Here is a 22306-nt window from a genome sequence, read left to right as displayed (position 1 = left end):
CCGCCGGTGGTATGCTACGCGGCGAATTCTTCTCTGCCCGCTCCAGGTGACCCGATGACCAGCCGCACCGAGGCCGTGAAAGCCTACCTGCTCGACCTGCAAGACCGCATCTGCTCCGCCCTTGAACGTGAGGACGGCGGCGCCCGCTTTGTCGAGGACGCCTGGACGCGTGAAGCCGGTGGTGGGGGCCGCACGCGGGTGATCGGTGAGGGCAAGGTAATCGAGAAAGGCGGGGTCAACTTCTCCCACGTGTTCGGCGCCGGCCTGCCACCGTCGGCCAGCGCCCACCGCCCCGAGCTGGCGGGCCGTGGTTTCGAGGCCCTGGGGGTGTCGCTGGTGATCCACCCGCACAACCCGCACGTGCCGACGTCCCACGCCAATGTGCGCTTCTTCATCGCCGAAAAAGAAGGCGAAGAGGCGGTGTGGTGGTTCGGCGGCGGTTTCGACCTGACCCCGTACTACGGCAACGAAGAAGACTGCATCCACTGGCACCGTGTGGCCGAGCAGGCCTGCGCGCCATTCGGTGCTGACGTGTACCCGCGCTACAAAGCCTGGTGCGACCGCTACTTCCACCTCAAGCACCGTGGCGAACCACGTGGCATTGGCGGGCTGTTCTTCGACGACCTGAACGAGTGGGACTTCGACACCTGCTTTGCTTTCATCCGTGCCATTGGCGATGCCTTTGTCGAGGCCTACCTGCCGATCGTTCAACGCCGCAAGGACACGCCCTATACCGCCGAGCAGCGCGAGTTCCAAGAGTACCGTCGCGGTCGCTACGTGGAGTTCAACCTGGTCTACGACCGTGGCACCTTGTTCGGCCTGCAATCGGGTGGGCGTACCGAGTCGATCCTTATGTCGCTGCCGCCGCAGGTCCGCTGGGGCTACGACTGGAAGGCCGCGCCTGGCAGCGAAGAAGCGCGCCTGACCGAGTACTTCCTGCAAGACCGCGACTGGCTCGCCCAGTAAACCTGTGGATAACCGAGGAGCCCCTATGGACCAGTACGTCGTTTTCGGTAACCCCATCGGCCACAGCAAGTCGCCGCTGATTCACCGCCTGTTCGCCGAGCAGACCGGCCAGGACCTGGAATACGCCACCCTGCTGGCGCCGCTCGACGAGTTCAGCGATTGTGCCCGCGGTTTCTTCAAGCAAGGCAGTGGCGGCAATGTCACGGTGCCGTTCAAGGAAGAAGCCTACCGCCTGTGCGACAGCCTGACCCCACGTGCCCAGCGGGCGGGTGCGGTGAATACCCTGAGCAAGCTGGCGGATGGCTCGCTGCGGGGGGACAACACTGACGGTGCTGGCCTGGTGCGCGACCTGACGGTGAATGCGGGGGTTGAGCTGGCGGGTAAGCGGATCCTCATTTTGGGTGCGGGCGGTGCGGTGCGTGGGGTGCTGGAGCCGATTCTGGCGCACGATCCGCAGTCGCTGGTGATCGCCAACCGCACGGTAGAAAAGGCCGAGCAACTGGCGCGTGAGTTCGCTGAGCTGGGGCCGGTGTTGGCCAGCGGGTTCAGCTGGCTGCAGGAGCCGGTGGACGTGATCATCAACGCCACCTCGGCGAGCCTGGCGGGCGAGATGCCGCCGATTGCCGACAGCCTGGTCAAGGCGGGACGCACGGTTTGCTACGACATGATGTACGGCAAGGAGCCGACGCCGTTTTGCCAATGGGCTACCAACCTAGGTGCGGCCAAGGTGCTGGATGGGCTGGGGATGCTGGCTGAGCAGGCGGCTGAGGCGTTCTTTATCTGGCGTGGCGTTCGGCCGGATACGGCGCCGGTGCTGGCTGAGCTGCGCCGGCAATTGGCTCGGGGCTGAATTTGAGATTTTGGGGCCGCTTTGCGGCCCATCGCAGCGGTTCGGCGCACCGACAAGCCAGCTCCTACAGGTTTCTGCACGAATCTCAAAAAATGGGCTGCACAGCAGCCCCAATGGTCACTCTGCAAATTCAATGGGGCAACCCGCCACCCCTTCCAACTTCTGCAATTCCTCGACCACCTGCGGCCGCGCCCGCTGCAAGGTCAAACTCCCCCCCGCCCGCCGCAACCGCCGTGCCTCTCGGTGCAACATATCCACACCCGAATAATCGATAAAATTCACCTGCCGCGCATCGATCACCACATGCGGCCCCTGGCAGCGCTGCAAGCGCACCTGCAGGTAATGCGCCGCGCCAAAGAAGATCGACCCGCCCACCCGCAGCACGTCAGCCTGCCCTTCGCGGCTCTGCTGCACCCGTGGCCGGGACGTGCGTTTGAGGTAAAAGAACAGCGAAGCCAGCACCCCGGCATAGATCGCGGTCTGTAGCTCCAGCAGCAAGGTCGCGGCGGCGGTCAGGGCCATGACCAGGAACTCCGAGCGGCTGACCCGGAACAGCGCCCGAATGCCACGGTGATCCACCAACCCCCAACAGATCAGCAGGATGCTGCCCGCCATCGCCGGGATCGGCAGGTGGGCGATCAGCCCTGCCCCTGCGACGGCAAACAGCGCGACCCACAGGGCCGAGAGCACCCCGGCCAGCGGTGAGCGGGCGCCGGCGTCATAACTTAAGCCCGAACGGGTGAAAGAGCCTGATGACAGGTAACCGGAGAAGAACGCGCCGACGATGTTCGACAGGCCCTGGGCGCGGATCTCCTGGTCGGCGTCGATCAGCTGTTCAGAGCGCGCAGACAGCGACCGGGCGATCGACAGGCTGGTGACCAGGCCGAGCATGCCCACCGCCACCGCGGTCGGCAGCAGCCGCAGCATCAGCTCCACGTCCAGTAGCGGCAGTGGGCTCAACGGGGGCAATTGGCCAGTGAAGGCAGGTACCCGCGGCACATGGCCAAAAAAGCCAGGCAGTGACCAGGCCAGCAAACTGACCACGACCAGGCTTATCAACAGGCTCGGCCAGCGGGGCCGCCAGAGCTTGAAGGCCATGCCGATCAGCACCGTGGTCAGCCCCAGTATCAGCGACGGCAGGTCGACCTCCCCGGCGTGGCTGGCCAGGTCTTGCACGGTTTTCAACGCCGTGGCCTGGCTTGGCAAGTCCATGCCCAACAGGTTGGGCAACTGGCCGAGGGCGATGACGATGGCGGCGCCCAGGGTGAAGCCGAGCACCACCGAGTGGGAGACGAAATTGACCAGTGCGCCGAAGCGCAGCAGGCCGAGCAAGAGCTGGAAGATGCCGGCGAGTAATGTCAGCAGCAGGACCAGCGTGATGTAGTCGGCGCTGCCCGGCACCGCCAGGGGGCTGACGCTGGCGTAGAGGACGATCGAGATGGCTGCGGTCGGGCCGCAGATCAGGTGCCAGGAAGACCCCCACAAGCAGGCGATGAGCACCGGGACGATGGCGGCGAACAGGCCGTATTCCGCGGGCAGGCCGGCGATCAGGGCGTAGGCGATGGATTGCGGCAGGGCAAGGATGGCACCGCTCAGGCCGACCAGCAGGTCCTGGCGCAGGCTGCGGCCCGATTGGCGGGGGAGCCAGGCAAGGAAAGGCAGCAGCTGGATGAGGCGGTGCATAAGTATTTCAGTTTCCCGAGTGTTGTACCGGCCCCCTGTGGGAGCGGGTTTACCCGCGAATGCGTCGGTGGCTTCACTAGAGCATTCGCGGGTAACCCGCTCCCACAGGATGAGTGTGATTATCGAGATTACAGTTTGCTTGTGACGGCCTCTTTCGCATCGCCACCGGACTTGGTGCTGACCCCAGCCAACCACCCTTCCAGTACTTCGGGATGCGCCTTCACCCAAGCCTTGGCTGCTTCATCGAAGCTCACTTTCTTATCCACAACCTCGGCCATGATGCTGTTTTCCATGTCCAGGGTAAATGTCAGGTTGCCCAGCAGCTTCGCTGTATTCGGGCACGCCTGTGCATAACCTTTGCGGGTCAGGGTGTAGACCTGGCCCTTGCTGCCAAACCACTTTTCCCCACCCGTGAGGTAGTGCATCTTCAGCTTCACGTTCATCGGGTGCGGTGTCCAGCCGAGGAAGGTGATGAATTGCTGCTTCTTCACGGCGCGGTCCACTTGCGCGAGCATTGCCTGCTCACTCGACTCCACCAGCTTCCACTGGCCGAGGTCGAACTGGTTCTGGTCGATGATTTCTTTCAGCCACAGGTTGGCAGGCGCGCCAGAGCCGATCCCATACAGTTTCTTGTCGAACTGATCAGCGTGCTTTTGCAGGTCGGCGAAGTCTTTGACCCCGGCGTTCCACACATAGTCGGGCACCGCGAGGGTGAACTCGGTGCCTTCAAGGTTGCGCGACAACTGCTGCACATCACCATTGGCGATGAACTTGTCATGAAACCCCTGGTGCGCCGGCATCCAGTTGCCGAGGAAGGCATCGACGCGCCCGTCCTTGAGGCCGCCATAGATGATCGGCACGGCCAGGCTGTCGATCTTTACTTGGTAGCCGAGGCTTTCCAGCAGCAGGCGGGCGATTGCGTTGGTGGTGGCGATATCGCTCCAGCCGGGGTCGGCCATCTTCACGGTGCTGCATTGCGCGTCTTCGGCGTGAGCCGTGGCAGCGCCCAGGCCGAGGGCCAGGGCAAGCACAGCGGCGGAGATTTTTTGCATGGCGAACTCTCTTCTCAATCCAGAGGGGCGGGCTGTGGATAACGGGCCTTGCGCTCGAGGTCGTCGAGATCGATGTGGTTGCGCATGTACTGTTGGCTGGCGTCCACCAACGGTTGGTGGTCCCAGCTTTTCAGCTTGCCGATGGCCAGGGCTTCGGCCACCAGGCGGCGGCGGCGCTGGCTGGCCAGCACCTGTTGGCGCAGGGTGGGGATGTCCCAACGCTGCCGGGCTTCATCGGCAAATGCCTGCAGCAGCGCCTGATGGTCGGGGCTGCTGGCGAGGTTCTCCCGCTCGTGCGGGTCGCGGCTCAGGTCATAGAGTAGCCATGGGTCGTCTTCGCTGTACACGAACTTGTACGGGCCACGGCGGATCATCATCAGCGGGCCGACCGTGCCTTCGGCCATGTATTCGCCAATGACCTCGTCGTGGCCACCCTGCCCTTGCAGGTGGCCCAGCAGCGAGCGGCCGTCCAGGTGCAGGGACGTGTCCACGGCACCGCCGGCCAGTTCGACCAGGGTCGGCAGCAGGTCGCAGGTGGAGACCGACGCATTCACGCGCGCGGCGGCAAAGCGTTTGGGGGCGTGGATCAGCAATGGCACGCGCGCCGACATTTCGAACCAGTGCATCTTGTACCAAAGGCCGCGCTCGCCAAGCATGTCGCCGTGGTCGCCGGAGAACACGATCAACGTGTCCTCCGCCAAGCCGCATTCCTCAAGGGTTTGCAGCAACTGGCCAATGTTGTCGTCGATGTAGCTGCAGGCGCCAAAGTAGGCGCGGCGGGCATCGCGGATCTTGTCCACAGGCAGGGGCTTGTTCCACAGGTCGTAGACCTTGAGCAGGCGCTGCGAGTGCGGGTCTAGCTCGCGCTGGTCAAACTCGGCGCTGGGCATTGGGATATCCACACCTTCGTAGCGATCCCAGTAGCGCTTGGGAATGGTGTACGGGTCGTGGGGGTGGGTCATCGACACGGTCAGGCAAAACGGCCGGCCATCGTTTTCGCGCACATGGTCGTAGAGGTACTGCCGGGCCTTGAACACCACCTCCTCGTCGAAATCCAGCTGGTTGGTGCGCACGCATGGGCCGGCCTGCAGCACCGACGACATGTTGTGGTACCAGCTCGGGCGCTCGTCCGGGGCGTCCCAGTTCACGGCCCAGCCGTAATCGGCAGGGTAGATATCGCTGGTCAGGCGTTCTTCGTAGCCGTGCAACTGGTCTGGGCCGCAGAAATGCATCTTGCCCGACAGCGCAGTGCGGTAGCCGAGATGGCGCAGGTAATGGGCGTAGGTGGGCACATCGGCGGGGAAGTCAGCGGCGTTGTCGTAAGCGCCAATACGGCTGGGCAACTGGCCGCTGACCAGGGTGAAGCGCGACGGTGCGCACAGCGGGCTGTTGCAGTACGCCGAGTCGAACACCACCGCCTGGTCGGCGAGGCGGGCGAGGTTTGGCATCTGGATGGGCGAAGGGGCGTAGATCGGCAGCAGGGGGGCGGCCATCTGGTCGGCCATGATGAACAGGATATTCGGGCGCGTCATGGTTGGCTTCCATCGTTGAAGGTTATGCGAACCGCTTGCCTACCAAGATGCGACTGTGGATAACATGGGTAAAGCCCATGGCGGGCAATGACTGGGATTAGCTGAGCTTATGTTTGAGCGCCTTGGCGAGCTGTCGTTGGATACCCTGCGTGTGTTCGAGGCCGCAGCGCGGTTGCGTGGCTTTACGGCCGCGGCGCTTGAATTGGGGACCACGCAGCCCGCCGTGAGCCAGCAGGTGAAGCGCCTGGAAGCCCAGCTGGGTACCCGGCTGTTCGACCGGATCTACCGGGGCATTGCGCTGACCGAGGCCGGCCAGTTGCTGTTCGAACAGGTGCACCAGGGGCTACAGTCCATGGACGATGGGCTTGCCTTGGTCAGCGGGCGAGGCCAGCGCGAGGTGCTTCAGGTGGCGACCGACTTCGCCTTTGCCGCGTTCTGGCTGATGCCCCGGTTGCAACGCTTTCATGAAGCTTATCCACAGGTGGATGTGAGCCTGGTAACGGGTGAGCGCAGCCAGGCGATGCTGCGGCCGGATATCGATGTGGCGGTGCTGTTTGGTGATGGGCGTTTTCATCAAGGCGAGAGCCGGTGGTTGTTCGATGAGGAGGTATTCCCCGTCTGCAGTCCCCGCCTGACTCATGGCAAACCCTTGTCAGCCGTGGCTTTGCAGCGTTTGCCGTTGCTTCACCTGCGCGGTGAGCAGGCCAGCCGTTGGTTTGATTGGGCGGGTGTGTTTCGTGGGTTTGGCGTAGACAGCCCACCGCCGCCGGGGCAGTTGCGTTTTGATAACTACACCTTGTTGATCCAGGCGGCGATTGCCGGGCAAGGGGTGGCGATTGGCTGGGGGCACCTGGTCGATGGGCTGGTTGAACAGGGGCTGCTGTGTCGGCCTTTGGAGGGCAGTTTGCGCTCGGAACGCGGGTATTACGCGGTTTTGCCACCGCGCAAGCGGCGTGGGGCGCTGATTGAGCGGTTTGTCGATTGGCTGGAGGATGAGCGTGAGGCTTGAGGGCCTCTTCGCGGGGCAAGCCCGCTCCCACCGGTACACCACAGGATTGGACAGCTGTGCAGTACGTGTGGGAGCGGGCTTGCCCCGCGAAGAGGCCTCAGGATACGAAGTTGAGATGCTCGCCCCGATGCAACCCCAAGTCCAGCATATCGGCCATCCCCGCCGCTACCCTCTCCAGGTCGACCAACGTCTGGGGTGCATTGATCAGGGTCCAGTGCAATGCGCTGCGCTGCAGCCCATCGACAACCTGGTCCACGCCTTCACGCGCTTCATCGGTGTAATCGCCTGGCCTGTCCAACACATCGAAATCGCCCACCAGCAACAGCCGGCGTATAGTCGTACGCGCAAGCCCGGCCACCAGCGCTTCGCTCATCTGCCATTGCGCAGGCAGGTCACCGGGTGCCAAGGCTGACACCAAGGCAACTACCGCCGAGCCGCCTGCGGCACCCTGCTCCGCCTGGTCGGCACTCGCCAGCCCGCCTATCTTGAAATGCAGGCCAGGGCGTGGCGCATGGCGGTTGAGGTCATCGACCACGGCGGTCACTTCGTGCTGGCGTGACAGCAGCTCGGTAATCAGCGCACTGCCAAGGCTGGACTCGGCCCCAAACAGGACCAGCTTGAATACTGGGGTTTCGGCGTTTTTCACTGCATCACTTCCTTTGCAGGGGGTGATGGTTTGACCGCAATCAGGAGTTATCGTGCAAAGGATCAAGGGCTATCACGCCCACGTGTACTACGACGCATCGACGCTCGAGCAGGCGCGAGAACTGTGCGAGGAGGCGGCGCGGCTGTTCCCCGTGACCATGGGGCGCATGCACCAGCAACCCGTGGGGCCGCATCCGGACTGGAGTTGCCAGCTGGCGTTCGGGCCTGAAGTGGTGGGGGTGGTGTTGCCGTGGCTGGCGCTGTACCGCAAGGGGTTGGTGGTGTTTCTGCACCCGCTGACCGGGGATGAGCTGGCGGATCACCGGGATCATGCGATCTGGATGGGGGCTGTGCGGCCGCTGAAGCTGTCGATTTTTGGCGGTTAGATGGGGGCCGCTATGCGGCCATTCGCGGGGCAAGCCCGCTCCCACAGGTCGAGTGCTTTCTGACAGATTGCAGTGAACCTGTGGGAGCGGGCTTGCCCCGCGAAGAATGCAACGCCAATCAGCGGCGGGCGCCGCGCACGCCTTCAGCCAACGCCGAGCACAGGCTCAGCACATCATTGACGGCCTGATCGGCATCCTTGGCATGAGCGATCTTGTCGACCAGCGCCGACCCCACCACCACACCATCGGCCAGGCGGGCGATGTTCGCAGCCTGCTCCGGGGTACGAATGCCGAAACCAACGCTGATCGGCAGGTCGGTATGCCGACGCAGGCGGGCGATGGCTTCGGTCACGTGCTCGGTGGTTGCCGAGCCCGCGCCGGTCACACCGGCGACGGACACGTAATAGACGAACCCGGAGCTGCGCTCCAGCACACGCGGCAGGCGTGCGTCGTCGGTGGTCGGGGTGGTCAGGCGGATGAAGTCGATGCCCGAAGCCTGGGCTGGGGTGGCCAGCTCGGCATCATGCTCGGGCGGCAGGTCGACGATGATCAGGCCATCGACGCCGGCTTCCTTGGCTTCTGCCACGAACTTTTCCACGCCAAAGCGGTGGATCGGGTTGTAGTAACCCATCAGCACGATCGGCGTGGCTTGGTTGCCCACGCGGAATTCACGAACCATCTGCAGGGTCTTGGCCAAGGTCTGGCCGGCTTCCAGTGCACGCAGGGTCGCTAGCTGAATGGCCACGCCATCGGCCATCGGGTCGGTGAACGGCATGCCCAGCTCGATCACGTCGGCGCCGGCTTCCGGCAGGCCCTTGAGGATGCGCAGCGAAGCGTCATAGCCCGGGTCGCCCGCGGTAACGAAGGTGACCAGTGCCGAACGGCCTTCGGCCTTGAGTGCGGCGAAGCGTTGTTCAAGACGGCTCATGCCTGTTTCTCCTGGGCGGCCATGTGGTTCATCACGGTTTGCATGTCTTTGTCGCCGCGCCCGGACAGGCACACGACCATCAGGTGGTCCTTGGGCAGGTTCGGTGCGCGCTTGATCGCCTCGGCCAGGGCGTGGGAGCTTTCCAGGGCCGGGATGATGCCTTCCAGGCGGCAGGTGGCGTGGAACGCATCAAGGGCTTCGTCGTCGGTGATGCTGACGTACTCGACGCGCTTCACTTCATGCAGGTAGGCGTGCTCCGGGCCGATGCCCGGGTAGTCGAGGCCGGCGGAAATCGAGTGGGCGTCGGTGATCTGGCCGTCAGCGTCCTGCAGCAGGTAGGTGCGGTTGCCGTGCAGCACGCCGGGTACGCCGCCGTTCAGGCTGGCCGCGTGTTTGTCGGTGTGCACGCCGTGGCCGCCGGCTTCGACGCCGATGATCTGCACGCTTGGCTCTTCAAGGAATTCGTGGAACAGGCCCATGGCGTTGGAGCCGCCACCGACGCAGGCCACCAGGCTGTCGGGCAGGCGCCCTTCCTTCTCTTGCAACTGGGCACGGGTTTCCTTACCGATGATCGACTGGAAGTCGCGGACCATGGCCGGGTACGGGTGCGGGCCGGCGACGGTGCCGATCAGGTAGAAGGTGTCTTCGACGTTGGTGACCCAGTCGCGCAGGGCCTCGTTCATGGCGTCTTTCAGGGTGCCGGTACCGGCGGTGACCGGGACGATTTCGGCGCCCAGCAGCTTCATGCGGAACACGTTGGCTTGCTGGCGCTCGATGTCGGTGGCGCCCATGTAGATGACACAAGGCAGGCCGAAGCGGGCGGCGACGGTGGCGGTGGCCACGCCGTGCATGCCGGCACCGGTTTCGGCGATCAGGCGTTTTTTGCCCATGCGCTTGGCCAGCAGCACCTGGCCGATGCAGTTGTTCACCTTATGCGCGCCGGTGTGGTTGAGCTCTTCACGCTTGAAGAAGATTTTTGCCCCGCCACAGTGCTCGGTCAGGCGCTCGGCGAAGTACAGCGGGTTCGGGCGGCCGATGTAGTCGCGCTGGAAGTACGCCAGCTCTTCGAGGAACTTCGGGTCGGCCTTGGCGGCTTCGTATTCGCGGGCCAGGTCCAGTACCAGCGGCATCAGGGTTTCTGCCACGTAGCGGCCGCCGAACGAGCCGAACAGGCCGTTGGCGTCTGGGCCAGGGCGGTATTGAGTCTGGGTCATGGGGCGCTCCAAGGCGTAATGAATGAGTGATGGGCTTTACTCTAACCACGCAACGCCCGTCTGAAAACCGATAAGATTGCGCAAACCTGTCAGGAAAACTCACAAGACAATGGCCCAGGACCTTCCCCCGCTCAATGCCCTTAGGGCCTTCGAGGCGACTGCCCGGCTTAACAGCGTCAGCCAGGCGGCCGAAGCGCTGCATGTGACGCACGGCGCGGTCAGCCGGCAGATCAAAGTGCTTGAAGAGCACTTGGGCATTGCCCTGTTCGTCAAGGATGGGCGTGGCATCAAACTCACAGATGCCGGCATGCGCCTGCGCGATGCCAGTGGCGAGGCATTCGACAGGTTGCGGGGTGTGTGTGCCGAGTTGAGCCGGGATAACAGCGAGGCGCCGTTCGTCCTTGGCTGTTCCGGCAGCCTGCTGGCGCGGTGGTTCATCCCCAGGCTTGGGCGGCTCAAGGCCGACCTGCCGGAGCTGCGCCTGCACCTGTCTGCCGGGGAAGGCGACCTGGACCCGCGGCGCCCAGGCCTGGACGCCTTGCTGGTGTTTGCCGAGCCACCGTGGCCGGCGGACATGCAGGTGCACGTGTTGGCCGAAGAACGCATCGGGCCTGTGCTCAGCCCCCACTTCGCCGGCTTCGAGCGTTTGCGCGGCGCGGCGCCCCGGGCTTTGCTGGGCGAGTCGCTGCTGCACACCACCTCACGCCCGCAGGCGTGGCCTGCGTGGGCGGCGCAGCATGGGCTCGAGCCGGGCGCATTGCCGTTCGGCCAGGCCTTCGAACACCTGTACTACTTGCTGGAGGCCGCAGTGGCCGGGCTGGGGGTCGCGATCGCGCCGCAGCAGTTGGTGGCGGATGATCTGCGGGCTGGGAGGTTGGCGGCCCCTTGGGGCTTTTCACCCACGCACGCCGCGCTGGCGCTGTGGGTGCCACGGCGCGCCGCGGATGGGCGCGCCGAGCAACTGGCGCAATGGCTGCGCCAGGAATTGCGGCTGCAGATCGCTTAGTTGCGCTTGTACAGCAGCCAAGCCGCCAGCAGGCCCAAGGCACCCACGGCTACCCCGGCGGTGGTGATGGGGTGCTCCTGGGCGTAGTCACGGGTGGCGATGCCGGTTTGGCGAGTGCGGGTCTTCACTTCCTCGTAGGCGTCGCTCAGCAGGCTGCGCGAATGTTTGAGTGCGCTCTCGGCGTTGCTGCGGATTGCCTTCACCGACTTCTGGGACTCCTCCGAGGCATCGTGTTTGAGGTTTTCCAGCGATTTCAGAAGGCTTTCGATCTCGGCTTCCATGCTTTCCAGGGATGTTTTACGCAGCGAGTTGCGGTGCATGTTGACTCTCCTTCGGGGATGGGCTGTAAGGATTGTGACTGCACCGCGCGGCGAAAGTGCGATCGAACTTTCATCCCTGGCGACGGCTCGCAGGTAAACCAGGCCTGCGCTGCTAGGCTCAATTTCACCGTCATCCAAGGAGAGTGCACATGTCCGATCATCACACGTACAAGAAGATCGAACTGGTTGGGTCGTCGCCCACCAGCATCGAGGACGCGATCAACAATGCCCTGGCCGAAGCGGGCAAGAGCATCAAGCACCTGGAATGGTTCGAAGTGATCGACACCCGGGGTCATATCCATGACAACAAGGCGGCGCACTTCCAGGTCACGCTCAAGGTCGGGTTTCGGATTGCCAATAGCTGAAGCAGTACCGGGCTAGCTGGCGCCGGCAAGATGGGGTAATAGAGAGGGGGCGCCGTTGCCGGCGCCCTCTTTGATTTTCATCTGTACAAGGAAAGCGATCGATGAAGAAACTGATTCTGGCGGCGGGCCTGATGGCACTGGCGGGTGGTGCGCTGGCGGCGGGCAAGCCGTGTGAAGAACTGAAGGCAGAGCTTGCCGCCAACCTGGATGCCAAAGGCGTGCATGGCTACACGCTGGAGATCGTCAAGAAAGGCGATGCAGCGGGCAAGGTGATTGGCAGCTGTGAAGCCGGTACCAAGGAAATTGTCTACCGGCGTGGTTGAGTGACGGCCGCTTCGCGGGGTTACCCGCGAGGCGGGCTACTAGGCCTTCAAGGCCTCTGCCATCAGTTCATAGGACCTGACCCGGTCCGCATGCTCATATAAGTCGCAGGTAAAGATCAGCTCATCCGCGCCGGTCTGTTCCAGCAGCACCTCGACGTTGGCCCGCACCTTCTGCGGGCTGCCAATCATCGCCAGGCCGAGGAAGCTCATCACCGCATCGCGCTCGTGGGGTAGCCACAGCCCATCCATGCTTGGCACGGGCGGACGCTGCATCAGGCTCTGCCCGCGAATCAGGGCAAGAATGCGCTGGTACACCGACGTGGCCAGGTACTCGGCCTGCTCGTCGGTGTCGGCCACCACCATCGGAATACCGAGCATCACATAAGGCTTTTCCAGCGTGGTGGAGGGTTTGAAATGGTTGCGATAGACGCGAATCGCTTCGTGCATGTAGCGCGGCGCAAAATGCGAGGCGAACGCATAGGGCATACCGCGCATGCCGGCCAACTGCGCACTGAACAGGCTTGAGCCGAGCAGCCACATTGGCACCTCGGTGTCATGCCCTGGCACGGCGATCACTTTTTGATCATCGGTGCGCGGGCCGAGGTAGCGCGACAGCTCTTCGACGTCATCGGGGAAGTCGTCCGCACTGCCGGAGCGCTCGCGGCGCAGGGCCCGGGCGGTCATCTGGTCGGAGCCAGGGGCGCGGCCCAGGCCCAGGTCGATGCGGCCTGGGTACAGGCTGGCCAAGGTGCCGAACTGTTCGGCGATTACCAGCGGCGCGTGGTTGGGCAGCATCACGCCACCGGAACCGACACGAATGGTCGAGGTACCGCCCGCCAGGTAGCCGAGCAACACCGAGGTCGCGGAACTGGCAATGCCATCCATGTTGTGGTGCTCGGCGACCCAGAAGCGGTTGTAGCCGAAGCGTTCCGCGTGCTGTGCAAGGTCCAGCGAGTTACGCAGCGACTGCGCCGGCCCGCCATCGGCGCGCACGGGCACGAGGTCGAGGGTGGAAATTTTCAGGTCACGCAGCTGCGTCATCGGAGCCTCCTTGAACGTGGTTGGCCAGAGGCCTTTTGAACTCTGTATGGGCACATTCGGTGGATTCAATGCTTGCGGTCAGATTGATCTGAACTTGCCGTAGGTAGCCGACCTCTGAACCCTTAAGCATGTCACCCCAAGATATGTAAACGTAGCGACCAGGAGGCATCATGAAAAAGACAGCATCGGCGATCTGGCAAGGCGGCCTGAAGGACGGCAAAGGCTTGCTTTCCACTGAAAGCGGCGCGCTCAAGCAGAACCCGTACGGCTTCAATACCCGTTTCGAAGGCTCACCCGGCACCAACCCGGAAGAGCTGATCGGCGCTGCCCATGCCGGTTGCTTCTCGATGGCGCTGTCGATGATGCTGGGTGAAGCGGGGCTGACCGCAGACCGCATCGATACCATTGCCGAGGTGACGCTGGACAAGCAGGCCGACGGCTTTGCCATCACTGCTGTGCACCTGATTCTTAAGGCCAAGGTGCCGGGCGCGAGCGAGGCGCAGTTCCTTGAAATCGCCAACAAGGCCAAGGCCGGTTGCCCGGTGTCGAAGGTGCTCAATGCCACCATCAGCCTGGATGCCTCGCTGGTGGGCTAGGCGGCGCAACGAGGGCGGTTTGCTGTAGTCTAACCAGCAATGGCAGCACGACTGCCCTTTCAGGAGCCGTTCCATGATCCGCGTAGCAATCGCCGTGTTGGCCTCCCTGCTCGCCACCTCTACGCTGGCGGCAGTGAAGCCGTGCGAAGAATTGAAAGCCGAGATCGAGGCCAAGATCCAGGCCCAGGGCGTACCGTCCTACACTCTGGAAATCGTGCCCAACAGCGAGGTCAAGGACCCGAACATGGTCGTGGGTAGCTGCGAAGGTGGCACCAAGAAGATCATCTACCAGAAGAACGACCGGTAGCATCTGAATGCTGGGGCCGCTTTGCGGCCCGCGACGCAAGGCCGCTCCTACAGGTACATGACTTACTGTGGGAGCGGCCTTGCGCCGCGAAAGGGGCGCAAAGCGCCCCCAACGTCACGGAATGCAAAACACGTTGCTGGGCTCGTTGACCACCACCTTGCGGCTAGCGTCGTACAGCAGCACCTGCGGCTCCATCACGGGCGCCCGGGCCTCTAGGCGATAGCGTTCGCCGGCTTTGAAACTGTCATAGCGCACCGTCAGATAACAGGTACGGTCCCTCGGCTGGGACATGATGCCCCCGCCGTAAATCTCATAATCGAAACGCACCACCAGCTCGTGCTTGCCAGGCGTTACCTGGAAGTATCGGCCATCCTCCAGCCGCTGACCGTCGAGGCGGTCGGCCATGAGGACCCTGCCGGGGGTGATGGTGGAAAGCTCGACCCAGGCCTGTTTGGGGTCGACGGGCGGCAAGGGGCTGGCGCAAGCCCCCAGTGCACTGAGGGCGATCAGCATCATGGGCTGGCGCATGGCAAAACTCCCACTTGCGATTCACAAGTTACAAGCATAGCGCCGTTTGCGAGGTTCAGGTGCGCTGACAGCCCGCTGGCAGGCCTTGGCCCACCAGTTTTTGCTGGTGGTCGTAAAGTTTGATCCAGGGGCGGAAGCCAATGCTGCCCGCCTGCAACTGGTAGCGCTGGCCGGCGCTGAAGTCCTTGAAGGTGAGGTTGAGCTGGCAATCGCGCCACAGCGGCTCGTTGACCGGGCCGATATTGCTCGGGGTGACCGGGAACTGGTAGCGCACGGTCAGTTCGTGGCTGCCGGGGGCGACTTCGAAATAGCGTGTGTCAGCCCAGTCGCGTTCGTCCACCTGCACGGCGTGCAGCGACGTCTCGTCAACGGGGGTGAGGTCGACCCAGGCCTGGTTCGGATCGGGGTCCGGCAGGGTTGAGCACGCAGACAACAGCATGAGTGTGCTGGCGGCAAACAATGGACGCATGGCGAAACTCCCCCCTGGCGAGATAGTCTTGGAGCGAATTGGCCATGAGCGAGTCAGACAGTCCCAGATGCTTCGACTTTTTCTTTTTCAGCGCTCAGGCCCTGGGCCACTCGACCGCCTCTTCACCCGTTTTGTTCCCGTGTTGGCGGCCGTTCTGCTGAACGGTTGCAGCAGCGTCGGCTATTACGGCCAGTTAGCAGAGGGCCAATGGCAGCTACTGCGCGCGCGTCAGCCGGTGGAAAAGGTGCTGGCAGACCCGGCCAGCAGCCCGCAGTTGCGTGCGCGGCTGCAGCATGCCGAACAGGCCCGGGTGTTCGCCAGCCAGCAGCTGAAACTGCCGGACAACCGCAGCTACCGGGTTTACGCCGACCTGGGGCGCCCCTACGTGGTATGGAATGTATTCGCCACGCCTGAACTGTCGTTGCAGCCGGTGACGCATTGCTTCCCGATTGCCGGCTGCGTGGCCTATCGCGGCTATTACCGCCAGGGGGCGGCGCGTGGCGCGGCGGCGTTGATGCGCCAGGCGGGTATGGATGTGTATGTGGGCGGCGTCGAGGCGTATTCGACCCTGGGCTGGTTCGACGACCCGTTGTTGTCGTCGATGGTTGGCTGGGGGGATGAGCGGTTGGCGTCGTTGATTTTCCATGAGCTGGCCCATCAGCGCTTTTATGTGCAGGACGACACGGCGTTCAACGAATCGTTTGCCACCTTCGTCGAGCAGGAGGGATCGCGGCAATGGCGCGCAGCGCGTGGGCTTGCAGCGATCGAGGATGAACAGGCGCAGCAGCGTGACCAGTTCATTCGGCTGGTGCTGGCCAGCCGTGAACGGCTCCAGGCGATGTATGCCGGGCCGCTGGATGACGCGCATAAGCGTGTGGCGAAGCAGGCGGAGTTCGAGCGGTTGCGGCGCGAGTACCGAGCCGTGCGTGATAGCCAGTGGGCGGGCGACACGCGTTATGACGCCTGGATGTATGGGCCGATGAGCAATGCCAAGCTGCTGCCGTTTGGGCTGTATGACCAATGGGTGCCGGCGTTTGCAGCGGTGTTTGGTGAGGTTGGGGGGGATTGGGGGCGGTTTTATGAGCGGGTCGAGCAGTTGGGACGATTGCCAATTGAAGAGCGGAAGGCAGCGTTGCAACGGTTGATGGTTAGCCGGTGAGATTTTGGGGCCGCTTTGCGGCCCATTCGCGGGCAAGTCGGACCGCCGCACCGCCGCTCCCACAGGTACAGCGCTGACCTTGAGTTCAGCGATATTCCTGTGGGAGCGGCGGTGCGGCGGTCCGACTTGCCCCGCGAATGGGCTGCAAAGCAGCCCCAATCATTATCAGGCGTTAATGAAGGCCTGATGCATCTCGGCCAAGGTAGCAAAGTGATAGGCAGGTTCTTCGGCCATCAACTCTTCCCTGCTACCAAACCCATACCCCACCGCCACCGCCTGCAGCCCATTGCTGCGGGCGCCGATCAGGTCGTGCTTGCGATCGCCGATCATCAGCGTTTGCGCCGGGTCCAGCCCTTCCTCGTCGAGCAAGTGGCGAATCAACTCGACCTTGTTGGTACGGGTGCCGTCCAGCTCACTGCCATAAATCACCTTGAAGTGATGGTCGAACGCAAAGTGTCGAGCAATCTCGCGGGCGAATTCCCAAGGCTTGGACGTGGCTACATACAGTGTGCGCCCTTGGCCATTGAGGGCCTCGAGCAGTTCCGGTACGCCCTCGAACACCTGGTTTTCGTACAGGCCAGTGACGCGGAAGCGCTCGCGATAAAAATTGACCGCCTCCCACGCCTTGGCTTCGTCAAAGCCGTAGAACTGCATGAACGCCTGCAGCAAGGGCGGGCCGATGAAGTGTTCGAGGCGGGCCAGGTCGGGTTCATCGATGCCCAGTTTGGCCAAGGCGTACTGGATGGAGCGGGTGATGCCCAACCGTGGGTCGGTCAGGGTGCCATCAAGGTCGAAGAGGATGTTCTGCTGGTGCATGTAAGCGATTCCACTCAAGTCATTCTGGTTGGTCGTAGCCTTCGGCCAGGTGCTGGTCCTTGAGCTTGACGTAATTGCTGGCGCTGTACGGGAAAAACGCGCGTTCTTTGTCGGTCAACGGCCGGGCCTGTTTCACCGGGCTGCCCACATACAGGAAGCCGCTCTCCAGGCGCTTGCCGGGCGGTACCAGGCTGCCGGCGCCGATGATCACCTCGTCCTCGACGATGGCGCCGTCCATGATGGTGCTGCCCATGCCGACCAGGATCCGGTTGCCCAGGGTACAGCCATGCAGCATCACCTTGTGACCGATGGTCACTTCATCGCCGATGATCAGCGGGAAGCCATCTGGGTTGAAAGGGCCGGCATGGGTGATGTGCAGCACGCTGCCGTCCTGCACGCTGGTGCGTGCGCCGATGCGGATGCGGTGCATGTCGCCGCGTACTACAGTCAAGGGCCAGACCGAGCTGTCTTCGCCAATCTCCACGTCGCCCAACACCACCGCCGAGCGGTCGACGAAGGCCCGTGGTGCAACTTTCGGAGTGTGTTGCTGGAAGCTTCGAATGGCCATGATAGGGTCTCTCATCTGTGCCGATAGGCAGGCTGCCTGCTGCGGTCGGCGTCGATTGTAATTAAGATGGTCCAGTGTTTCTTCTGCCAAGGTATCCAAACCGTGAGTGCGACCAACCCGCTTCTGCAGCCCTACGATCTGCCGCCCTTCTCGGCGATCCGCGCCGAACACGTGCTGCCGGCGATCGAAGAGATCCTGGCCGACAACCGCAAAGCCATTGCCGATATCCTCGAAAAGCAGGGCAAGAACCCTACCTGGGCTGGCCTGGTGCTGGCCATGGACGAACTGAATGACCGCCTGGGCGCTGCCTGGAGCCCGGTCAGCCACCTCAATGCTGTGTGCAACAGCAAGGAATTGCGCGAGGCCTACGAGTCTTGCCTGCCAGCGCTGAGCGCCTACTCTACCGAACTGGGCCAGAACCGTGCGCTGTTCGAAGCCTACGAGGCGCTGGTCAACAGCCCGGAAGCGGCGAGTTTCGACGTGGCGCAGAAGACCATCCTCGAACATGCCCTGCGCGACTTCCGCCTGTCGGGCATCGACCTGCCGGCCGACAAACAGCAGCGCTATGCCGAAGTGCAGAGCAAGCTCAGCGAGCTGGGCAGCCGGTTCTCCAACCAGCTGCTCGATGCCACCCAGGCCTGGACCAAGCACGTCACCGACGAAGCCGTGCTGGACGGCCTGACCGATTCGGCCAAGGCGCAGATGGCGGCCGCGGCCCAGGCCAAAGACCTCGACGGCTGGCTGATCACCCTGGAATTCCCCAGCTATTACGCGGTGATGACCTACGCCAGCGACCGCGCCCTGCGCGAAGAGCTGTATGCCGCCTACTGCACCCGCGCCTCGGACCAAGGCCCTAATGCCGGCCAGTTCGACAATGGCCCGGTGATGCAGGAAATCCTCGACTTGCGTCAGGAACTGGCCAAGCTGCTGGGCTACCCGAACTATGCCGAGCTGAGCCTGGCCACCAAGATGGCCGAGTCCAGCGACCAGGTGCTGAGCTTCCTGCGTGACCTGGCCAAGCGCTCCAAGCCGTTCGCTGCCCAGGACCTGGAGCAGCTCAAGGCTTACGCTGCCGAGCAGGGCTGCCCGCAGCTGTCCAGCTGGGATGCCGGTTACTTTGGCGAGAAGCTGCGCGAGCAACGCTACAGCGTGTCGCAGGAAACCCTGCGTGCCTACTTCCCGATCGACAAGGTGCTGTCGGGCCTGTTCAGCATCGTTCAGCGCCTGTACGGCATCGAAATCGCCGAGCTCAAAGGCTTCGACAGCTGGCACCCGGATGTACGTCTGTTCGAAATCAAGGAAAACGGCCAGCACGTCGGCCGCTTCTTCTTCGACCTCTATGCCCGCGCCAACAAGCGCGGTGGCGCGTGGATGGACGGCGCCCGTGACCGTCGCCGCACCGTTGAAGGCGCGCTGCAGAGCCCGGTGGCCAACCTGGTGTGCAACTTCACCCCTGCCGCGCCTGGCAAGCCAGCGCTGTTGACCCACGATGAAGTCACCACCCTGTTCCACGAGTTCGGCCACGGCCTGCACCACCTGCTGACCCGCATCGAACATGCCGGTGTGTCTGGCATCAATGGCGTGGCCTGGGACGCGGTCGAGTTGCCGAGCCAGTTCATGGAGAACTGGTGCTGGGAGCCGGAAGGCCTGGCGCTGATCTCCGGCCATTACGAAACGGGCGCTGCCCTGCCCCAGGACCTGCTGGACAAGATGCTGGCGGCGAAAAACTTCCAGTCGGGCATGATGATGGTGCGCCAGCTGGAATTCTCGTTGTTCGACTTCGAGCTGCACGCCACCCACGGCGATGGCCGCAGCGTGCTGGAGGTGCTCGAAGGCGTGCGCGACGAGGTGACCGTGATGCGCCCACCGGCGTACAACCGTTTCCCCAACAGCTTCGCGCACATCTTCGCGGGCGGTTATGCCGCGGGCTACTACAGCTACAAGTGGGCTGAAGTGCTGTCGGCTGACGCGTTCTCGCGCTTTGAGGAAGAAGGCGTGCTGAATGCCGAGACCGGCCGTGCCTTCCGCGAGGCGATCTTGGCGCGGGGTGGTTCGCGTGAGCCGATGGTGCTGTTCGTCGACTTCCGTGGCCGTGAGCCTTCCATTGATGCATTGCTGCGCCACTGCGGGCTGAGCGAGGACGCGGCGGCATGAGTGAGGTAGTTGTGAACAAGACCAAGAAGCGCTTTATCGCCGGGGCGGTCTGCCCGGCGTGCAGCGAGCCCGACAAGCTGATGATGTGGAACGAAGATGGCGTGCCGCACCGCGAGTGCGTGGCCTGCGGCTTCACCGATACCCTGAATGAACAAGGGCTGTCGGTGCCTTCGGAGCTCGGCACGCGGGTCAACCACCTGGCGCCCAAGCCGGCGCCGGCCAAGGTGCAGACCGTGCAGTTCTTCCCCAATCCGAAGCTGAAGAAACCGGCCGAATAAGGCCGGCCTGCCTGGCCGGGTGGTAGATAATCAAGCCTCTACCGCCCTGCCAGGTAGGCATGCTCGCCCGCTCCCCCACTGAGCAAGGCGATGCGTCATGGACAATCCCCTCCTGCAAGGCAGCAAGACCCCCGTCGATTATTCCGCGATCACCCTGCAGAACATGCAGGCGGCATTCGATCATGTGCTGAACGCGCACGAACAAGGCATCGCCCGCCTCATCGAACGGCAACAGGCGCTGCCCACTTGGGATGACCTGGTGTTGGCAGTCGATGAGCTGGATGCGCAATTGCTGGCGGTGCTCTATGCCGTGATGCCACTGATGGGTAAGGCGCCGAGCTGGGGCGAGGCGGTTATAGACTTCTACGCCCGAACGGTCGCACGCTTCGATCAAAAATTCACCAACGCCAGCCTGCAGGCACTCTACGCACGCTTGGCCAGAAGTGCCCATGGCGTGAACCTGGCTGCGCAGCAGCGCGCCACCCTGAGTTGGCACCTGGACAAGTTCGCCAGCAGTGGCGTTGCGCTCGGCGAAGCCGACAAAGCGCGCCTGGTCGAGTTACAGACGCAGATCGGCAACCTGCGCCAAGCGTTCTTAGGCAACCTCGACCGGCCAGGGCTGCGGGTCGATGATGAAGCCGAATTGCGTGGCCTGCCACCTAGGCTGCGTGAAGAGCTGGCGGTGCGCGCCGAGGAGTCCGGCGAGCAAGGCTGGCTGGTCGCCTGCGAAAGCGCATCCACCGAGGCCGTGCTGCGCCAGGCGGCCCACCGCCCCTTGCGTGAGCGGCTCTACCGCGCGTTTCATACCCGTGGCGTCAGCACCGATCTGGCGCAGGATAACGGCACCCATCTGCAGCAACTGGCCGAATGCCTGGACGAAAAAGCCCGCCTGTTGGGTGCTGCCAACCACGTCGAACTGAGCCTGCGCAGCAAGAGCGCCGGGTCACTCAGCGAGGTTGGTGATTTTCTCCAGGGCCTGGCAGCGGCAGTAAAGCCAGCAATGGCGCAGTGGCGCACGAAGCTTCAGCAGCAGGCGACTGCGCAAAACCTGGGGCCTGTTCAGCCTTGGGACATCAGCTATCTACAGGCCACAGCGGGCGACGCCAGCGCCAACGAGGCCTTTCGTGATTACTTCCCGTTGAGTGCAGTGGTCACTGCCTTGACTGGCCTGGCCCGGCAACTGTTTGCGCTCGACCTGCGACCCAGGCAGCTGGCTGCTTGGGACGACAGCGTGCAAAGCTTCGAGGTCTGGCAGGACCACGCCTATATAGGCCTGCTTTATCTGGACGCGGTGCAACACGCCGGCAAACAGCCCGACGCCGTGTTCACCATCTATGTGCGTAACCGCCGCATCGATGCCGAAGGCATCTACCAGCCCGCGGTGGTGGTGGTGAACAGCGATATCCCCGCTGCACTGGCGGGTGCCGAGCCGTTGCTCGATCACCTGTCGCTGCGCAAGCTGTACCACGAATTCGGCCATGCCCTGCACCACTTGCTGGTGCGCACCACCAACCAGGTGATGTCCAATGTGACCGAGTTGGGCAGTGACGGCGTGGAGCTGTTCGGCAAGCTGCTGGAGCGCTGGGTGTGGGATGCGCGTTACCTGGCGGGTATCGCGGCGCCGCGTGAAGATGGCAGTGCGCTAAGCGAGGCCCAGGCTGAGGCATACCTGAGCCAGTTCAAGCAGGAAGGCATCGAGGAAATCGGCCGCGACCTGAGCCTGGCGCTGTTCGACCTCGACCTGCACGGCGCGCCCCATGACGGCAGAACGTTTGAGCAGCGCCTGCAGCAAGCCCGCGCGCTTTGCGGTTACTGGCCTTTGGCGGATTTCGAGCACCCCGCGCACGCCTTCGATCACTTGGTCACTGGCTACGATGCCGGCTTTTACGCCTACCTGTGGGCAGACGTGCATGCCTTTGACCTGTTCACGCGTTTCGAAGCACACGGTTTGCTCGACCGCGAAACGGGGCGCGCGCTGCAAGAGACCCTGTTCGAACCCGGTGCCTCGCAGCCCCTGCGTGATGGCATCGAAGCCTTCCTCGGGCGCCTGCCCAGCCATGCCGCCTATGCACGTTGGTACGGCCTGACCTGACCAGAGGCGCTGGAATAAA

General features: G+C 63.4%; 25 protein-coding genes. 13 read left to right on the top strand and 12 right to left on the bottom strand.

The annotated features are described in order from the left end of the window. The first annotated feature begins 54 nt into the window (after nt 1–54). Nucleotides 55–966: an oxygen-dependent coproporphyrinogen oxidase gene (gene hemF / locus AB7M33_RS08800; protein ID WP_027592042.1), complete on the top strand. Its 912-nt coding sequence runs from the start codon at nt 55–57 to the stop codon at nt 964–966. A gap of 25 nt (nt 967–991) precedes the next feature. Next, nucleotides 992–1816 carry a shikimate dehydrogenase gene (gene aroE / locus AB7M33_RS08795; RefSeq protein WP_265967481.1) on the top strand — a complete coding sequence of 275 codons (825 nt, stop codon included), beginning with the start codon at nt 992–994 and terminating at the stop codon, nt 1814–1816. A gap of 117 nt (nt 1817–1933) precedes the next feature. On the opposite strand, the gene AB7M33_RS08790 is transcribed toward aroE, so the two are convergent. From AB7M33_RS08790 to betC, 3 genes are all read right to left on the bottom strand, one after another. Then, entirely contained in the window at nt 1934–3499 is a 1566-nt protein-coding gene (locus tag AB7M33_RS08790) for a SulP family inorganic anion transporter (RefSeq protein WP_454242726.1), read from the bottom strand. A gap of 128 nt (nt 3500–3627) precedes the next feature. After that, nucleotides 3628–4551 (bottom strand): choline ABC transporter substrate-binding protein, encoded by a 924-nt coding sequence (gene choX / locus AB7M33_RS08785; protein WP_454242725.1) that lies wholly within the window; start codon nt 4549–4551, stop codon nt 3628–3630. Between the two features lie 14 nt (nt 4552–4565). Beyond that, complete coding sequence (betC, locus tag AB7M33_RS08780; RefSeq protein WP_454242724.1) at nt 4566–6083, bottom strand: choline-sulfatase; 1518 nt, start codon at nt 6081–6083, stop codon at nt 4566–4568. 109 nt (nt 6084–6192) lie between these two features. Between betC and AB7M33_RS08775 the strand changes: the two genes are divergently transcribed. Further along, nucleotides 6193–7092 (top strand): choline sulfate utilization transcriptional regulator, encoded by a 900-nt coding sequence (locus AB7M33_RS08775; RefSeq protein WP_454242723.1) that lies wholly within the window; start codon nt 6193–6195, stop codon nt 7090–7092. A gap of 97 nt (nt 7093–7189) precedes the next feature. Here AB7M33_RS08775 and AB7M33_RS08770 read toward each other — a convergent pair whose 3' ends face one another. Further along, the gene (locus tag AB7M33_RS08770) at nt 7190–7738 is read right to left on the bottom strand and encodes an NAD(P)H-binding protein (protein ID WP_238209880.1); all 549 of its coding nucleotides are present in this window, start codon (nt 7736–7738) and stop codon (nt 7190–7192) included. Nucleotides 7739–7790: 52 nt separating this feature from the next. Here AB7M33_RS08770 and AB7M33_RS08765 point away from each other — a divergent pair, with 52 nt between their 5' ends. Further along, nucleotides 7791–8123 (top strand): DOPA 4,5-dioxygenase family protein, encoded by a 333-nt coding sequence (locus AB7M33_RS08765; protein ID WP_027592035.1) that lies wholly within the window; start codon nt 7791–7793, stop codon nt 8121–8123. A gap of 118 nt (nt 8124–8241) precedes the next feature. Here AB7M33_RS08765 and trpA read toward each other — a convergent pair whose 3' ends face one another. Further along, complete coding sequence (gene trpA, locus AB7M33_RS08760) at nt 8242–9051, bottom strand: tryptophan synthase subunit alpha (protein WP_186679243.1); 810 nt, start codon at nt 9049–9051, stop codon at nt 8242–8244. After that, nucleotides 9048–10265 carry a tryptophan synthase subunit beta gene (gene trpB / locus AB7M33_RS08755; RefSeq protein ID WP_027592033.1) on the bottom strand — a complete coding sequence of 406 codons (1218 nt, stop codon included), beginning with the start codon at nt 10263–10265 and terminating at the stop codon, nt 9048–9050. The genes trpA and trpB overlap by 4 nt, the downstream gene beginning before the upstream one ends. Nucleotides 10266–10374: 109 nt before the next feature. Here trpB and AB7M33_RS08750 point away from each other — a divergent pair, with 109 nt between their 5' ends. Next, nucleotides 10375–11271, top strand: coding sequence for a LysR family transcriptional regulator (locus AB7M33_RS08750; RefSeq protein ID WP_027592032.1), 897 nt, complete (start codon nt 10375–10377; stop codon nt 11269–11271). On the opposite strand, the gene AB7M33_RS08745 is transcribed toward AB7M33_RS08750, so the two are convergent. Next, entirely contained in the window at nt 11268–11591 is a 324-nt protein-coding gene (locus AB7M33_RS08745; protein ID WP_027592031.1) for a DUF883 family protein, read from the bottom strand. The two genes, AB7M33_RS08750 and AB7M33_RS08745, sit on opposite strands and share 4 nt — an antisense overlap. Nucleotides 11592–11740: 149 nt before the next feature. Here AB7M33_RS08745 and AB7M33_RS08740 point away from each other — a divergent pair, with 149 nt between their 5' ends. Further along, entirely contained in the window at nt 11741–11956 is a 216-nt protein-coding gene (locus AB7M33_RS08740; RefSeq protein ID WP_027592030.1) for a dodecin, read from the top strand. A gap of 101 nt (nt 11957–12057) precedes the next feature. After that, entirely contained in the window at nt 12058–12279 is a 222-nt protein-coding gene (locus AB7M33_RS08735) for a DUF1161 domain-containing protein (RefSeq protein ID WP_454242722.1), read from the top strand. A gap of 39 nt (nt 12280–12318) precedes the next feature. On the opposite strand, the gene AB7M33_RS08730 is transcribed toward AB7M33_RS08735, so the two are convergent. Continuing rightward, complete coding sequence (locus tag AB7M33_RS08730; protein ID WP_454242721.1) at nt 12319–13320, bottom strand: LLM class flavin-dependent oxidoreductase; 1002 nt, start codon at nt 13318–13320, stop codon at nt 12319–12321. A 170-nt stretch (nt 13321–13490) separates the two neighbouring features. Here AB7M33_RS08730 and AB7M33_RS08725 point away from each other — a divergent pair, with 170 nt between their 5' ends. Next, nucleotides 13491–13916 (top strand): OsmC family protein, encoded by a 426-nt coding sequence (locus tag AB7M33_RS08725; protein WP_027592027.1) that lies wholly within the window; start codon nt 13491–13493, stop codon nt 13914–13916. A gap of 73 nt (nt 13917–13989) precedes the next feature. Continuing rightward, on the top strand, nt 13990–14223 hold the full coding sequence (locus AB7M33_RS08720; protein WP_027592026.1) for a DUF1161 domain-containing protein: 234 nt from the start codon (nt 13990–13992) through the stop codon (nt 14221–14223). Nucleotides 14224–14337: 114 nt separating this feature from the next. On the opposite strand, the gene AB7M33_RS08715 is transcribed toward AB7M33_RS08720, so the two are convergent. Both AB7M33_RS08715 and AB7M33_RS08710 read right to left on the bottom strand, forming a co-directional pair. After that, complete coding sequence (locus tag AB7M33_RS08715; RefSeq protein ID WP_027592025.1) at nt 14338–14751, bottom strand: PA0061/PA0062 family lipoprotein; 414 nt, start codon at nt 14749–14751, stop codon at nt 14338–14340. Nucleotides 14752–14806: 55 nt separating this feature from the next. After that, on the bottom strand, nt 14807–15220 hold the full coding sequence (locus tag AB7M33_RS08710; protein ID WP_027592024.1) for a PA0061/PA0062 family lipoprotein: 414 nt from the start codon (nt 15218–15220) through the stop codon (nt 14807–14809). 67 nt (nt 15221–15287) lie between these two features. On the opposite strand from AB7M33_RS08710, the gene AB7M33_RS08705 reads away from it, so the two are divergent. After that, nucleotides 15288–16379, top strand: a complete 1092-nt coding sequence (locus tag AB7M33_RS08705) for an aminopeptidase (RefSeq protein ID WP_454242720.1) — start codon at nt 15288–15290, stop codon at nt 16377–16379. A gap of 165 nt (nt 16380–16544) precedes the next feature. On the opposite strand, the gene AB7M33_RS08700 is transcribed toward AB7M33_RS08705, so the two are convergent. Both AB7M33_RS08700 and AB7M33_RS08695 read right to left on the bottom strand, forming a co-directional pair. Beyond that, a complete protein-coding gene (locus AB7M33_RS08700; RefSeq protein ID WP_238209852.1) occupies nt 16545–17195 on the bottom strand; it encodes an HAD family hydrolase in 651 nt (216 codons plus the stop codon). A 19-nt stretch (nt 17196–17214) separates the two neighbouring features. After that, nucleotides 17215–17763, bottom strand: a complete 549-nt coding sequence (locus AB7M33_RS08695) for a gamma carbonic anhydrase family protein (RefSeq protein WP_027592021.1) — start codon at nt 17761–17763, stop codon at nt 17215–17217. Between the two features lie 102 nt (nt 17764–17865). Here AB7M33_RS08695 and prlC point away from each other — a divergent pair, with 102 nt between their 5' ends. From prlC to AB7M33_RS08680, 3 genes are all read left to right on the top strand, one after another. Then, a complete protein-coding gene (prlC, locus tag AB7M33_RS08690; RefSeq protein ID WP_265967473.1) occupies nt 17866–19917 on the top strand; it encodes an oligopeptidase A in 2052 nt (683 codons plus the stop codon). Then, nucleotides 19914–20195 carry a YheV family putative zinc ribbon protein gene (locus tag AB7M33_RS08685; RefSeq protein ID WP_027592019.1) on the top strand — a complete coding sequence of 94 codons (282 nt, stop codon included), beginning with the start codon at nt 19914–19916 and terminating at the stop codon, nt 20193–20195. Before prlC ends, AB7M33_RS08685 begins: the two co-directional genes overlap by 4 nt. A gap of 97 nt (nt 20196–20292) precedes the next feature. Then, nucleotides 20293–22287 carry a M3 family metallopeptidase gene (locus AB7M33_RS08680; RefSeq protein WP_454242719.1) on the top strand — a complete coding sequence of 665 codons (1995 nt, stop codon included), beginning with the start codon at nt 20293–20295 and terminating at the stop codon, nt 22285–22287. Nucleotides 22288–22306: the final 19 nt, after the last annotated feature.

This window comes from Pseudomonas sp. Y3 TE3536, from assembly GCF_053629175.1.
This window is presented reverse-complemented; position numbering and strand designations above follow the sequence as displayed.